The following is a 14,182-nucleotide window of genomic DNA, read 5'->3' on the forward strand; positions in this document are numbered from 1 at the left end:
GCCCTTAGCGGCGCGCGCTCGCAACCGCCAGCCCCACGCGGTTCTTATGCCACCGAGTTTCATCGAGCCAGAAAGCAAGCGCGGTCAGGATTCCAAAACTCAATAGCGCTGTAAGGTACATGGCGATTCCTGCCTCTTCGGGCTGCGGGCCGAACCAGTTGATCGCCTGGAACAGCAACATTGTGCCAAGTAACACGAGGGGAGGTACCAGCGGGCCCTTCGTGCGCTTCACGTACCAGATGAAGGTTAGCAGGACCAAGCCCAGCTCCAGCGGCATTTCAATGGCAGGCTGGTTCCACAGTCCGAGGCCAAGCTTGGGACCTGCTCCTGCCAGCGTCAGGTCGGGGCGGTGAACAAGGAGGTCGAGCAACCAGTGCGAAGCGACCACGATGGCCGCCCAAGTGCTCGCGACGACATTGCGGCTTGCGTAATAGACCGCGCCACCGAACGCGATGGCGATCGCAATGGTGCCCAGCAGGCTATGGGTTATCGGCATTTGGTAGAGATCGAGCGGGTTCATCCGGGTGATCCCGGGGACGATCCTCAGCTTCTCGATCCCGACGATGGCAAAGGAGAAAAAGAGCCAGTCGATCGCCTGCGCGGCGATGAACAGCGTTCCGAGCCTTGGCGATTCGTCGGTGATGGCGCGGGCGGCGAAGGCCGAAGCGAAATGTCCGATGTACATCGTAGGTCAGCCGAATTTCGTTGCGATATAGGTGGCCGCACTGGCTGCGACGGCGGTGGCGAAGGCTCCCCAGCAGATGTCGACGATAGTGATGGTGGTCGACCATTGGCGCAGCGTAGCCTGGTTTGTAAGGTCGTAGGTGGCGTAGCAAAGGGCACCCAGCAGGGCCCCGTTCAGTGCCGCATTCCCGATGCCACCGGCAAGTCCCGGGCGCACGGCGAACCACACCATTCCGGCGATGTAAGCTCCGTAGAAGACCAATGCAGGGGCCATGCGGAAGCTGTCCGCCAGCATGTCACCGAGGTGGGGTCGGTAGAAGTTGTTTCCGGCCCAACCGAGCCAGAGTGCATCGAGCACGCCGAACACCAGTGCCGCTGCAATGTAGGCGACAATCCACGTCATATCCGCTCCCCGCTTTTTCCGCTTACTTGACCGCGTGTTCGCGCACGGTCAATGCTCCACCGCGATGGCAGAGGATCCCAAAGCGATTGGAGAGATGTCCTTCGAGGAAGCGCTGCGCGCCCTCGAGGGGGTGGTGCGGCAACTGGAGAGCGGCGAAGTCCCGCTCGACGAGAGCATCGACCTGTACGAACGCGGTGAGGCGCTGCGCAAGGCCTGCCAGGCCCGCCTGGATGCGGCGCAGGCAAGGATAGAGAAGATTGTCCAAGGCACCGGTGGTGTTCCCTCTGGGACCGTGCCCTTCGACGCGGATGGGTCGCAGTGAACCTCGTGACCGCCAAGCCGGACCTTCTGAGCGAGGCTTTCGAGCGTATCCAGGACGAAGTCGACAGCGCGTTCGACGCATTCCTTCCTGTTCCGCAGGACAGCCGTGCTCGCTTGGTGGAGGCGATGCGTTACGCGGCAATTGGCGGAGGTAAGCGGGTCCGACCACTGCTGGTCGTGGCTACGGCCGAATTGTTCGGGGTCAATCGCAATGCCGCGGTGAATGCGGGCTGTGCTGTAGAGGCAATCCACGCATACTCACTCATCCATGACGATCTTCCCTGCATGGACGATGACGATCTCAGGCATGGCAAGCCGACCGTCCACATGGCTTTCGATGAAGCAACGGCTGTTCTTGCAGGCGACAGCCTCCACGCGCTCGCTTTCGACATTCTCACTCAGCCTGACACCAGCACCGACCCATTCGTTCGCGCCGAGCTGGTGGCCACACTTGCGCGGGCCAGCGGTCACGACGGAATGGCCGGCGGGCAGATGATGGACATGATGTCCGAAGAACAGGATTACGACCTGCGGCAGGTGACCCGGCTGCAGCAGCTCAAGACCGGCGCCCTGCTGGCCGCCAGTGTCGAGATGGGCGCCGTGCTCGGGCGCATACCGCCGGAAGGACGCGCGCATTTGCGTGCTTATGCCCGCGACATCGGCCTTGCCTTCCAGATTGCCGACGACCTTCTCGACGTCGAGGGTGACCAGGACAAGGCCGGCAAGGCGCTGCGCAAGGACGAGGGGCAGGGCAAGCGTACATTCGTCACGCTGATGGGCGTGGAGCAGGCCCGGGCACAGGCCGAAATGCTTGTGGAACAGGCAGGGAGCCATCTGGCCAGCCATGGCGAAGACGCCAGACTGCTGGTCGAACTGGCACGTTTCATCGTGAAGAGGGATCACTGATGGCGAAGCGCATTGGCGTCTATCCGGGGACTTTCGATCCGATCACGCTCGGACACATGGACATCATCGAGCGTGGAGCGAAACTGGTCGACGAGCTGATAATCGGCGTGACCACCAACATCGCCAAATCGCCGATGTTCGACGATGACGAGCGCATCGCGATGGTTGAGCGCGAAGTGGCCGCGATCGGCTGCAAGAACTGCCGTGTCGTCGGTTTCAATTCGCTTCTCGTTGATTTCGCTGCAAAACAGGGGGCAACGACCATCGTGCGCGGGATCCGCGGCGTGACCGACTTCGAGTACGAATATCAGCTGACCGGCATGAACCGACAGCTGAACCATGACATCGAAACGGTCTTCCTCATGGCTGAAATTTCGTTGCAGCCGATTGCCAGCCGGCTGGTGAAGGAAATCGCACTTTACGGCGGAGAAATCGAAAAGTTCGTGACCCCGGCTGTGCGGGCGGATGTCGAGGCGCGCGTCGCCAGACTCGGCAAGGTTGTGGGCTAACTGCCGCAGCGCCAAGCTATTCATTGAACGGACAGACCCCGCTCGCTAGAGCGTGCCCCACTCAGGACAATTCGACGGAATCACGATGCTCAAGTCTTCCCTTGCCCTTGCTGCTGCCGCCCTCGTCGCGATCGCTCCCGTTGCCGCGACGGCGCAGGAAGCCGATGCAGCTGCACAGGCCACGGCTGATGCACCGGCCACCGATCAGCGTGTATTCCAGCCAATCAGCTACGACATGGCAGTCGATCCGGATAATATCCTTCTGCTCGACCTTTCGAACGGCCAGCGCGTTGCCATCCGCCTGATGCCTAGCTGGGCGCCGCAACACGTCGATCGCGTGAAGACGCTTGCCCGCCAGGGCTTCTACGATGGCATCATTTTCCATCGCGTAATCGAAGGCTTCATGGCGCAGACGGGCGATCCGACCGGTACGGGTACGGGTGGCTCGCAGCTCCCTGACCTAAAGCAGGAATTCAACAAGATGCCGCACGTTCGCGGCACAGTGTCGATGGCGCGCGCGGCCAGCGAAGACAGCGCGAACAGCCAGTTCTTCATCGTCTTCCTTCCGCGCTTTAGCCTCGACAACAAGTACACCAACTTCGGTCGTGTGATTTCGAACATGGCTGCGGTCGATGCGATCCAGCGTGGCGAGCCGCCTGCCAACCCCACGCGCATCGTTCAGGCATCCATCGCGTCCGACAACAAGCCGGTCCCGGCCGCCCCGGCACCGCGCATCGAGGCGAATATTTCCGCCGACGAGCTCAACGCGCCGATCGGCAACTGACTTTCATCTCGCGGCGCCCGCGACTATGCGAGCGCCGCTATGAAGGTCGACCTCTTCGATTTCGAACTCCCGCAGGAGCTGATTGCCCTGCGCCCGGCGGTGCCGCGCGACTCTGCGCGCATGTTGCTGGTCGAGGGAGGCGATGTGCCTTTCCGCGATTTCAGCGTCAGCGACTTGCCCTCGCTGCTGCGCGCCGGTGACGTACTGGTTTTCAATGACACACGGGTCATCCCCGCCCAGCTCGAGGGCAGGCGGGGCGATGCCAAGATCGGTGCGACCCTGCACAAGCGTATCGATCTCAGGCGCTGGCAGGCCTTTGTGCGCAACGCCAAACGACTGCGCCTCGGCGACCGCGTCGAGTTTGGCGGTGGCGTAGCGGCGATTGCAGAGGACCGCCTGACCGACGGGAGCTTCGTACTCGCCTTCGAAGGCGACGAGCCGGTCGAGGTGCTGCTGGAGCGGGCAGGGCGCATGCCGCTGCCGCCATATATCGCCGGCAAGCGTGCGACAGACGATCGTGATCGCGAAGACTACCAGACCATGTTCGCGCGCGAGGACGGCGCCGTTGCCGCCCCGACTGCCGCCTTGCACTTCACGCCGAATCTGATCGATGCACTCGATGTGGCAGGGATCGGGCGCGAGACGCTGACCCTGCACGTCGGGGCAGGTACCTTCCTGCCGGTAAAGGTCGACGACACCGACGACCATGCCATGCACGCCGAATTCGGTCGTATCGAACCCGAGACGGCGGAACGCCTGAATGCCGTTCGCCGGAACGGCGGTCGGATCATCGCCGTTGGAACCACCAGTCTGCGCCTTCTCGAGAGCGCGACAGGCGAAGATCGGGTTATCAAGCCTTTCGCGGGAGACACTTCGATATTCATCACGCCCGGTTATCGCTTCCGCGCGGTCGACGGGTTGATGACGAATTTCCACCTTCCCAAGTCGACCTTGATGATGCTGGTGAGCGCGCTGATGGGGCGTGATCGGATGATGGCCGCCTATGAGCATGCCATCGCCAACGGATACCGCTTCTACAGTTACGGTGATTCCTCGCTGCTGCTGCCCTAGCAAGCATCCGACGAAAACAGGCTGCGTTGGTCGATCAAGCGGTCGATCAATCCGTCTTCTGCGGGGATGCGCCCGTCGAGCATGAGCATGGCCACGCCATGGGCTACTGCCCACGCCTGCAGCGCGAGACGCTCGGCACTTTTCTTGTCCCCCGTGATCGCGAGCGAGTTCGCTGCCAGGAGTGCCTGAGCCTGGTCGTTTTCGGGACCATGAAGGACGGGATCGCCCTGGGTAAACATGAAGCGAAACAGGGCAGGATGGGCGAGCGCGAAACGGACATAGGCACGTCCCGTTGCCGCAAAGGCGCCAGGGCCGCCGCCCGTCTTGTCGGACGCCGCTTTCTGCGCGGTGTAGAGCATCTTCAACCCTTCGGTCGCCAGCGCATCGGCCAAGGCCTTCTTGTCGGGGAAATGTCGGTACACTGCCGTTGGTGAGACCCCCACCGTGCGCGCCAGTTCACGCAGCGAGATGTCCTTGCCTTCACGCCCCTCCAGCGCGGCGATCCCGGCTTCGACCAAGGCTTCGCGCAGGCTTCCGTGATGATAGGCTTCATTCGATGTTGACACTGTTACCATTATCCGTATGTTTACAGCGTTCACTTTAGACGGAGCGAGTCGGTAATGGCAAGCGTGATCGAAAAAACCATCCGCAAAGCGGTAGCCCCTGCAATCATGACCGTTGCGGGGATCAATCGCCGACGCCTCGATGATGCGGACGCAAATCCGTTCCTACACGGCGTCCACACCCCGATAAAATCGGAACTGACCCTGACTGACCTGACGGCATCAGGAGCCATCCCGACGGAGCTTGACGGGCGCTACGTCCGCATCGGTCCCAACCCGTTCGGTGAAGCGGGAAACGGGCATCACTGGTTTATCGGCGACGGTATGGTTCACGGCATCCGTTTGAAGGACGGCAAGGCCGAGTGGTATCGCAACCGCTACATCAAGTCGCGCGAGCTCGAAGGGAAGGGCGGCCCCGCAGCCGCACCGGGACCGCGTCGCGGGTTCAGCGACACCGTCAACACGAACGTCCTTGGTATGGGCGACAAGATCATGGCGCTGGTGGAAGCCGGCTCATACCCGGTCGAACTCGACGGCAATCTCGAAAGCGTCGCCTACAGCAACTTCGGCGGCGGGCTTGCCGGATCGTTTACCGCGCACCCGCACCAGTGCCCCGACACCGGTGAACACCATGCCATCTGCTATCAGGGAGACGAAGCCGATCGCATCCGCCACGTCGTGCTCGACAAGCAGGGCACGGTCCTGCGAGAAACCGTGATCCCGGTCGCGCATGGCCCTTCGATCCACGATTGCGCGCTCACCAGAAACTACGCGATCATCCTCGACCTGCCCGTGACCTTCTCGATGAAGGCGCTGCTGGCGGGTCACAAGTTCCCGTATCGCTGGAACCGCGAGCACCAGGCGCGCGTGGGCCTCATCCCGCGCACCGGGTCTGCCGACGATGTGATCTGGTGCAACGTCGACCCTTGTTATGTCTTCCACGTCGGCAACAGCTTCGAGGACGGTACCGGACGTGTGATCATGGACGTCTGCGCCTACGAGACGATTTTCGATGGCGACATGCCGGGGCCCTATGGCCGCCCGCTCGGACTGGAGCGATGGACTATCGATCCCGCGGCCGGAAGTGTCGAGCGCGTTACCCTTGACGAAACCGCGCAGGAATTCCCGCGCCCGGACGAGCGGTATTTCACCAAGCCCTATCGCTACCTCTGGAGCGACGGCATCTCGGGCGAGGCGGATTTCTTCGGCTCGATGCCGATATACCGCCACGACCTCGAGACGGGCGAGCGGATCGCGCACTATTTCGGCGAAGGCAGCATGCCGGGCGAATTCGTCTTCGTCCCGCGCTCGGCGAGCGCACCGGAAGGTGACGGTTGGGTGATGGGCTATGTGGTCAACCGGAATGCCGGTACGACCAGTCTCGAAATCCTCGATGCTGTTTCGCTCGAACCGGTTGCCTCGGTGCATATCCCCCACATCATCCCACCGGGCTTCCACGGGAACTGGATTGCCGCTAGCCACGACTGAGTGGAGCCGATTCTCGAACTCAGCGGCCTGACCAAGGTCTATCCAGGCGGGCTGAAAGCCCTCGACAATGTCGACCTGACGATCCGGCGGGGCGAGATCTTCGCCCTGCTGGGGCCCAATGGTGCTGGCAAGACCACCCTGATCGGTGCGGTTTGCGGACTTGTGCGTTCGAGTGGTGGGACCATTCGCGCTTTCGGACTCGATCTCGAAAGCGACTGGCGCAAGGCGAGGGCGCGTATCGGCCTAGTTCCGCAGGAAATGGCCACCGACATGTTCGAGACGGTTTATCGCGCCGTCTCCTATTCGCGTGGACTGTTCGGCGTCTCGCCCGACAAGGCGCGGATCGAGGAAATCCTCCGGAGCCTTGCCCTTTGGGACAAGAAGGACGAGCAGATCCGGGCGCTCTCCGGCGGCATGAAACGCCGTGTCCTGATCGCCAAGGCGCTAGCGCACGAGCCCGACCTGCTGTTCCTCGACGAGCCGACTGCGGGCGTTGATGTCGAGCTGCGCAAGGGCATGTGGGCGATCATCGACCAGATGCGTGCGCGTGGCGTCACGATCATCCTGACGACCCATTACATCGAGGAAGCCGAGGAGATGGCCGACCGTGTCGGCATCATTTCCAAGGGCCGGATCCTTATGGTCGACGAGAAGGATGCCCTGATGGCGCGTCTCGGCCGAACCGAGGCACATATAGCTCTGGCCGAGCCGATGGCCGAATTGCCAGCGGCCATTGCTGGCTTTCCGGTCGAGCTCGAGGAAGGCGGCACGTCGCTGCGCTATCGCGGTGGCGACGGCACGGGGAAGGGCAAGGCCGAGGTGGCAGAGGTGACCAAGGCGCTGACCCGCGCCGGAATCGACTACACGGGCATCGAGACCCGGGAGAGCAGCCTTGAAGACATCTTCGTCAGCCTGCTCGGGGAGGACGGCTGATGATTGCCTGGCGTTCCACCTGGTCGATCTACAAGCGCGAGCTGGTCCGTTTCCTGCGCACGGCATTCCAGTCGGTGCTTGCTCCGGTGCTCACGACCTCGCTCTATTTCATCGTCTTCGGAGCGGCGATCGGCGGGCGGATGCCCGACCTCGGCGGGGTCGACTACGGCGCCTTCATCATTCCCGGCCTGTTGATGCTGACACTGCTCGGCGAAACCACCAGCAATTCGAGCTTCGGCATCTACATGCCCAAGTTTACCGGCACGATCTACGAACTGCTAAGCGCGCCGGTCGGTGTCGCGGAGACCCTGATCGGCTTCGTCGGTGCAGCGGCTACCAAGAGCCTCATTTTGGCGACGATCATCCTCGTCACCGCACGCCTCTTCGTGGACTATCACATCGCCCACCCGCTGCTTGCGGTGATCTACATCATGCTGGTCGCGGCCGCCTTCAGCCTGTTCGGCTTCATCCTCGGCATCTGGGCGGACAATTTCGAGAAGCTGGGCATCATTCCCATGCTCTTCCTGACCCCGCTCACTTTCCTTGGCGGGACCTTCTATTCGATCGATATGCTGCCCAAGCCGTGGGACACGATCGCGCTGTTCAACCCGATCGTCTATCTTGTCAGCGGATTGCGCTGGACCTTCTATGGAAGTGCCGACGTCGACATCCGGGTCAGCTTCGCGATCACCATGGCTTTCCTTGCCATCTGCGTGGCTATCATCGCCTATATCTTCAGGACAGGCTGGCGCCTTCGCGCCTGACAAATCCCTCAATTCGTTCATGAAACAGCAAGTGTATTGCTGAGATAGGGCACGTGCGTCGCGAGGGCGGCGCTCGATAATCAAAAAGGAAGTTCCTTTCATGAGGAAGACCGTACTTGCACTCGCAATCGCCGCTCCGGCGATCGCTCTCCCCACAGCCGCTCAGGCACAGGACGTGGTACCGGGCAGCGGCTTCGTCGCCGTGACCGCGGGTATTCACGACCTCAATGTCGAAGATGAAGTCCAGGCCGCTGTCGTTGGTCTCGAGATCAACGATTCGAGCCCCATCTTCGGCATTGCCGCAGGCTACGACGTTCCGGTCGGCACCGGCCTGTTCGCGGGCGTCGAAGGCAACTTCAACCTCGGCACCGACGCGATCGACAGCGAGTATGGCCTGTCGGGCCGCCTCGGCTTCGCCATGCCCGGCGGCGCCAAGGTCTATGGCCGCGTCGGCTACCAATGGATCGATCTCGACCTCAATGCGATCACCGGCGCCGATGATTTCGACTTCAGCGATTTCGACGATACCGACGGAGACGTGATGGTCGGCGCGGGCGTCGATGTGCCGCTCGGCAAGACCTTCATCCGCGCCAACATCGATACGGTTTCGTTCGACACGCTGCGTGGCACTGTCGGCGTCGGCATGCGCTTCTGATCCGGTGGGCGGCGGGCTTCGCGCCTGCCGCCCCCTCTTTCGGGATGACTTGGCGTCATCCCCCCGCTAGCGGGGCGGGCATGACTGCTCCCCGTTTCCAGTTTGATATCCACGCCACTGACGGCAAGGCGCGCACCGGCACGATCCGGATGATGCGGGGCGATATCCGGACGCCCGCCTTCATGCCCGTGGGCACGGCCGCCACGGTGAAGGCGATGAAGCCGGAGACGGTGCGCAAGACCGGCGCCGACATCATCCTTGGCAATACCTACCACCTGATGCTCCGCCCCGGTGCGGAACGCGTCGCCAAGCTCGGCGGGTTGCACAAGTTCATGAACTGGCACCGCCCGATCCTGACCGACAGTGGCGGCTACCAGGTGATGAGCCTGTCGGAATTGCGCAAACTGACCGAAGAGGGGGTCGAGTTTCGCAGTCACCTCGATGGATCGAAGCATATGCTGACGCCCGAACGCAGCATGGAAATCCAGCGTCTGCTGGGCAGCGACATCGTGATGGCTTTCGACGAATGCCCGCGCGCCGATCGTCCACGGGAAGAGATTGCAGCGAGCATGGAAATGTCCATGCGCTGGGCGAAGCGCAGCCGCGACGGCTTCGATAGCGGAGAGGAGCATGCAGCCAGATCGGCCTTGTTCGGTATCCAGCAGGGTGCGCTGGACGAAGAATTGCGCAAGGCGAGCGCCGACAAGCTCGCCGACATCGGCTTCGATGGCTATGCGATCGGTGGACTTGCCGTGGGAGAGGGGCAGGAGGCGATGTTCGCCACGCTCGACTTCGCTCCGGGGCAGCTGCCGGCTGACCGCCCGCGCTACCTCATGGGCGTGGGCAAGCCCGACGATCTCGTCGGCGCGGTCGAGCGCGGGGTCGACATGTTTGATTGCGTCCTCCCCAGTCGATCGGGTCGAAATGGTCAGGCATTCACCTGGAACGGGCCGATCAACCTGCGCAACGCCCGCTTTGCAGAAGACCAGGAACCGCTCGACAACCGCTGTTCCTGTGACACCTGCGGGACTTACAGCCGCGCCTATATCCATCATCTCGTCCGCTCGAACGAAATCCTCGGGGCGATGCTGATGACCGAGCATAACATCGCCTTTTACCAGCAACTGATGCAGGTCATGCGCGATGCGATTTTCGATGGACGATTTACCGAATTCGCGTCGCAATTCAGGAATGAATATTACAACCGATAGCGCGTTGCGTTCACGACGGAATTGTATAGCTTCACCCCATTACTTGAATGGGGGGCGCATGACTTTCTGGAAGATTGCAAGCGGAGCGTGCTGTACGGCAGTCGCTTTCGCATCTCCGGCCTTACAAGCCGAAACGGCGGAGGAAACTGCGGCCAAGTTTGCACTGCGGCCGGTTGTCCTCGACGTCAGTCTTTCGCCTTCGGGTGACAAGATCTCCTATATCGCTCCCCAGGGCGATCGTGGCGAAATTCTCTATGTGATCGACCTCGCGGGTACGGCCCAGCCCGTGGCTGTTATCGCCAATACGGAAGAAAACACCGATCTCGACGAATGCGATTGGGCAACCGATACGCATCTCGTCTGCTCCCTGTATTTCATCCGACAGGATGGAATCCTGCTCTTGGGGTATGACCGGACGATGTCGGTTTCTGCCGTAGACGGGTCGGCTCGATTGATGTCCCAGCAGACCAATTCGCGCATGCTTCGCGTGACCCAGGACGGTGGTTCGGTGGTCGCACTGGACGTTCCGGGGGAGAAGAACCAGATCCTCATGACGCGGGACTGGGTCAAGGAACGGTCGATCGGAACGCGCGCTTCCAATGATCGCGAAGGGCTTGGCGTCGACAGCATCGATGTCACCACCGGCAAGCGTCAGATCAAGGTCCATCCGGACGTCGATGCCGAGCGATACATTGCCGACCAGTTCGGTGAGGTGCGCCTCAAGATGCGCCACGCGCGCGACCGCAGCACCGGCGTCTACAAGGAAGATCGTACTTACTATTATCGGCCGAAGGGCAGCAGCGAGTGGAAGATGCTGTCGAAGGAGACGCTTCAGCCAGGGGGCGGAAACACGGGCTTTGTCCCGGTCGCGGTCGATTCAGAGTTGGACATTGCATACGGCTTCGGATCGAAGAACGGATATGATGCGATCTACAAGGTTTCGCTCGCCAATCCTGCCGTGCCGGAGCTCGTCTCGGCGAAGGATGGGATCGAGGTCGATTCCCTTATTCGCGTGGGACGGCAACGACGTGTGGTCGGGGTGAGCTACGCGACCGAAAGGCGCAATATCGACTATTTCGACCCAGCATTCCGCAAGCTTTCATCGGGTCTGGCGGCTGCCTTGCCCGGCAAGCCGCTGGTGAATATCGTCGATGCGAGCGCCGACGAGAACAAGTTGCTGATCATCGCTGCAAGCGACGTCGATCCCGGCACGGTTTACCTGCTTGATCGCAAGACCAACCAGATGGAACCCCTGCTCGAAATGCGCAGCCACATGGATGCGTCGGCAATGGCGGAGATGAAGCCGGTCAACTTCACCGCCTCCGACGGAACCCAGATCCCCGGCTACCTCACCCTTCCCAAGGGTTCGACGGGCAAGGGATTGAAGGCAATTATCCTTCCGCACGGCGGGCCAAGCGCGCGCGACGAGTGGGGCTTTGACTGGCTGGTGCAATTCTTTGCCGCGCGCGGTTACGCGGTTCTCCAGCCCAATTTCCGCGGCGCGGCGGGCTATGGCGAGGCATGGTTCGGCCGCAATGGCTTCCAGGACTGGAAAGTGGCAATCGGCGACGTCAATGACGCAGGGCGCTGGCTGGTCAAGCAAGGGATTGCCGATCCCGTCAAGCTGGCCATCGTTGGATGGTCCTATGGTGGCTATGCTGCACTCCAGTCGCAGGTCCTAGATCCTGACCTGTTCAAGGCTGTCGTGGCCATCGCGCCCGTGACCGATCTCGCCAAGATGCGAGAACATGCAACCTATTTCACCAATTCGCGCCTCGTGCGGGGCTTCCTGGGCGAGGGCGCGCATGTGCGGGAAGGCAGCCCGGCGCAGAACGCTTCGGTGATGAAGGCTCCGGTCCTGCTGTTCCACGGGACTTTGGACCAGAACGTCGTGGTCGACCAATCGCGCTTCATGGAAAAGCGTCTCAAGGAAGCGGGTAAGGCTGTAACCTATGTCGAGTTCGACGGGCTCGATCACCAGCTTGAAGAATCCAAGGCACGGTTCAAGATGCTCTCTGATATCGACAAGTTCCTCGATACGAATCTCGGAGGCTGACAGTGGCGAAGGAGAACAGGCAGATCGTTGTCCCGGCCAAGTGGGGCCTGCCCTATGCGGAGGATCAGGTGCAACCGGTCAAGAGGCGGGAACAGACCTACATCGTTGCCTTCGCGGTTCTGACGATCATCGCCTGGCAGACCCAGATCGGCACGTTGGTTCTGATGCCGTTCACCCTGCTTTCGACCTGGTGGCACGAGATGGCGCACGGCCTGACCGCAGCAGCGCTGGGTGCCAATTTCCAGCGCCTGGTGATCTTTGCCAACGGATCCGGCTATGCCGAGCATTCCGGAAGCCTCTGGTCGGTGGGTCAGGCGATCGTGGCGGCAGCGGGACTGCTGGGTCCCAGTATCGCGGGATCGTTGATGATCATCGCGTCGCGCTCGCGCCGCGCCACGCGACTGGCTTTGCTCGGCCTTGGCGCGGCCTTGCTGGTCACAACGCTGATCTGGGTGCGGTCGATCGTGGGCTGGGTGGTGCTGCCGCTATTCGCCCTTGCCGCGCTCTACATCGCGGCACGCGGCAGTGAGAAGTGGCAGCGCATATCCGTCGAGTTTCTCGGCGTGCAGGGCGCTGTCAGTGTTTACCAGGACTTCGACTACCTTTTCAGTCCGGGCGGGGTTGTTGGCGGGCACGCTGCCTTGTCGGATACCGGCAGGATCGCCGATGCACTGATCCTGCCTTACTGGTTCTGGGGCGGGGCCATTACCGTGGCGATCGTTGCCATGGTCTGGAAGGCGCTCCAGGTCGCCAGCCGCTACTAGGCCGGCTCCTTCTCGCGCATCTCCAGAATTGTTCCCCTGTACGGGATGAAAGTACCCGTCCCGTCGAGAAACCCCGCGCCGATGGCATTTGCCCGCGCCTGCGCCTCGCGCAAGCTATCATACCATTTGCCGCGGCGTTTGGGGGTCAGGAACCGGTATTGGGTCATCGCACCTGCATTAAGCGCGAGGATGCCCCCGGTTCCCTGCAAACCCCTGAAAATGCGGTGAATTGAAACGAAAAGGGCGGCCCCGCAGGACCGCCCTCTTTCGTGACGATATCGTCGGAACTTAGCGCGAGTAGAACTCGACGACCAGGTTCGGTTCCATGGTGACCGGGTAGGGCACTTCGTCGAGCTTCGGCACGCGGGTGAAGGTCACCTTGTCGTTGCCGTCGGTAGCGACGTAGTCGGGAATGTCACGCTCGGGCAGGCTCTGCGCTTCGATGACGAGCGCCATTTCCTGGGCCTTCTTGCCGAGGCTGATCACGTCGCCGACCTTCACGCGACGCGAGGCGATGTTGCACTTCACGCCGTTGACGTAGATGTGGCCGTGCGAAACGATCTGGCGGGCCGAGAAGATGGTCGGCGCGAACTTGGCGCGGTAGACGACCATGTCGAGGCGCTGTTCGAGCAGGCCGATCAGGTTCTGGCCGGTGTCGCCCTTCATGCGCGACGCTTCGATGTAGGTGCGCTTGAACTGCTTTTCGGTGACGTCGCCGTAGTAGCCCTTGAGCTTCTGCTTGGCGCGCAGCTGGAGACCGAAGTCGCTCATCTTGCCCTTGCGGCGCTGGCCGTGCTGGCCCGGGCCGTAGGAACGCTTGTTGACCGGCGAATTCGGACGACCCCAGATGTTTTCGCCCATCCGGCGGTCGAGCTTGTACTTGGCGCTGGTGCGCTTCGTCATGAGACGTATTCCTTCAATTTGCTGTCACCATCCCATCGATGGTGCTTCAACCCGGCATCGCACCGCTGGAGCTATTCTCCAGCGCGGCCACCGCTTCACCGGGGTACGGGGCCAATTCGCGAAGGCGCGCCATTAGCAGTTTTCCCGCTCGCGTCAACCGGTCTGCT

Annotated in this window: 17 protein-coding genes; 12 read left to right on the plus strand and 5 right to left on the minus strand. The window is 61.8% G+C overall.

The features are described from left to right. Window positions 1-4: 4 nt before the first annotated feature. Window positions 5-685 (minus strand): hypothetical protein, encoded by a 681-nt coding sequence (locus RAM60_RS04905; protein WP_369025333.1) that lies wholly within the window; start codon window positions 683-685, stop codon window positions 5-7. A 6-nt stretch (window positions 686-691) separates the two neighbouring features. After that, on the minus strand, window positions 692-1,087 hold the full coding sequence (locus RAM60_RS04910; RefSeq protein ID WP_369025332.1) for a DUF2177 family protein: 396 nt from the start codon (window positions 1,085-1,087) through the stop codon (window positions 692-694). 64 nt (window positions 1,088-1,151) lie between these two features. Between RAM60_RS04910 and RAM60_RS04915 the strand changes: the two genes are divergently transcribed. The 5 genes from RAM60_RS04915 to queA all read left to right on the plus strand — a co-directional run bounded on the left by RAM60_RS04915 (window position 1,152) and on the right by queA (window position 4,678). Beyond that, the gene (locus RAM60_RS04915) at window positions 1,152-1,409 is read left to right on the plus strand and encodes an exodeoxyribonuclease VII small subunit (protein WP_200983689.1); all 258 of its coding nucleotides are present in this window, start codon (window positions 1,152-1,154) and stop codon (window positions 1,407-1,409) included. After that, window positions 1,406-2,314 (plus strand): polyprenyl synthetase family protein, encoded by a 909-nt coding sequence (locus RAM60_RS04920; RefSeq protein WP_369025331.1) that lies wholly within the window; start codon window positions 1,406-1,408, stop codon window positions 2,312-2,314. The genes RAM60_RS04915 and RAM60_RS04920 overlap by 4 nt, the downstream gene beginning before the upstream one ends. Continuing rightward, complete coding sequence (gene coaD, locus RAM60_RS04925; protein ID WP_369025330.1) at window positions 2,314-2,823, plus strand: pantetheine-phosphate adenylyltransferase; 510 nt, start codon at window positions 2,314-2,316, stop codon at window positions 2,821-2,823. The genes RAM60_RS04920 and coaD overlap by 1 nt, the downstream gene beginning before the upstream one ends. A gap of 85 nt (window positions 2,824-2,908) precedes the next feature. After that, a complete protein-coding gene (locus RAM60_RS04930) occupies window positions 2,909-3,607 on the plus strand; it encodes a peptidylprolyl isomerase (RefSeq protein WP_369025329.1) in 699 nt (232 codons plus the stop codon). Window positions 3,608-3,646: 39 nt separating this feature from the next. After that, the gene (gene queA, locus RAM60_RS04935) at window positions 3,647-4,678 is read left to right on the plus strand and encodes a tRNA preQ1(34) S-adenosylmethionine ribosyltransferase-isomerase QueA (RefSeq protein WP_369025328.1); all 1,032 of its coding nucleotides are present in this window, start codon (window positions 3,647-3,649) and stop codon (window positions 4,676-4,678) included. On the opposite strand, the gene RAM60_RS04940 is transcribed toward queA, so the two are convergent. Then, window positions 4,675-5,253: a TetR/AcrR family transcriptional regulator gene (locus tag RAM60_RS04940; protein WP_369025327.1), complete on the minus strand. Its 579-nt coding sequence runs from the start codon at window positions 5,251-5,253 to the stop codon at window positions 4,675-4,677. The two genes, queA and RAM60_RS04940, sit on opposite strands and share 4 nt — an antisense overlap. 45 nt (window positions 5,254-5,298) lie before the next feature. On the opposite strand from RAM60_RS04940, the gene RAM60_RS04945 reads away from it, so the two are divergent. From RAM60_RS04945 to RAM60_RS04975, 7 genes are all read left to right on the plus strand, one after another. After that, complete coding sequence (locus tag RAM60_RS04945; RefSeq protein ID WP_369025326.1) at window positions 5,299-6,729, plus strand: 8'-apo-carotenoid 13,14-cleaving dioxygenase; 1,431 nt, start codon at window positions 5,299-5,301, stop codon at window positions 6,727-6,729. Further along, window positions 6,730-7,662, plus strand: a complete 933-nt coding sequence (locus RAM60_RS04950) for an ABC transporter ATP-binding protein (RefSeq protein WP_200983694.1) — start codon at window positions 6,730-6,732, stop codon at window positions 7,660-7,662. Continuing rightward, window positions 7,662-8,426, plus strand: a complete 765-nt coding sequence (locus tag RAM60_RS04955) for an ABC transporter permease (protein ID WP_369025325.1) — start codon at window positions 7,662-7,664, stop codon at window positions 8,424-8,426. The genes RAM60_RS04950 and RAM60_RS04955 overlap by 1 nt, the downstream gene beginning before the upstream one ends. 100 nt (window positions 8,427-8,526) lie before the next feature. Beyond that, complete coding sequence (locus RAM60_RS04960) at window positions 8,527-9,081, plus strand: outer membrane beta-barrel protein (protein WP_369025324.1); 555 nt, start codon at window positions 8,527-8,529, stop codon at window positions 9,079-9,081. 80 nt (window positions 9,082-9,161) lie between these two features. Further along, window positions 9,162-10,292, plus strand: a complete 1,131-nt coding sequence (tgt, locus tag RAM60_RS04965; protein WP_369025323.1) for a tRNA guanosine(34) transglycosylase Tgt — start codon at window positions 9,162-9,164, stop codon at window positions 10,290-10,292. 58 nt (window positions 10,293-10,350) lie between these two features. Further along, complete coding sequence (locus tag RAM60_RS04970; RefSeq protein ID WP_369025322.1) at window positions 10,351-12,348, plus strand: alpha/beta hydrolase family protein; 1,998 nt, start codon at window positions 10,351-10,353, stop codon at window positions 12,346-12,348. A 2-nt stretch (window positions 12,349-12,350) separates the two neighbouring features. After that, window positions 12,351-13,112, plus strand: a complete 762-nt coding sequence (locus RAM60_RS04975) for a M50 family metallopeptidase (RefSeq protein ID WP_369025321.1) — start codon at window positions 12,351-12,353, stop codon at window positions 13,110-13,112. Here the strand turns inward: RAM60_RS04975 and RAM60_RS04980 are convergent. Both RAM60_RS04980 and rpsD read right to left on the minus strand, forming a co-directional pair. Next, window positions 13,109-13,279, minus strand: coding sequence for a hypothetical protein (locus RAM60_RS04980; RefSeq protein WP_200983699.1), 171 nt, complete (start codon window positions 13,277-13,279; stop codon window positions 13,109-13,111). The two genes, RAM60_RS04975 and RAM60_RS04980, sit on opposite strands and share 4 nt — an antisense overlap. A gap of 121 nt (window positions 13,280-13,400) precedes the next feature. After that, a complete protein-coding gene (gene rpsD, locus RAM60_RS04985) occupies window positions 13,401-14,015 on the minus strand; it encodes a 30S ribosomal protein S4 (protein WP_200983700.1) in 615 nt (204 codons plus the stop codon). Window positions 14,016-14,182: the final 167 nt, after the last annotated feature.

The organism is Qipengyuania sp. RANM35 (assembly GCF_041021145.2).
Taxonomy (GTDB): Bacteria; Pseudomonadota; Alphaproteobacteria; order Sphingomonadales; family Sphingomonadaceae; genus Qipengyuania; species Qipengyuania soli.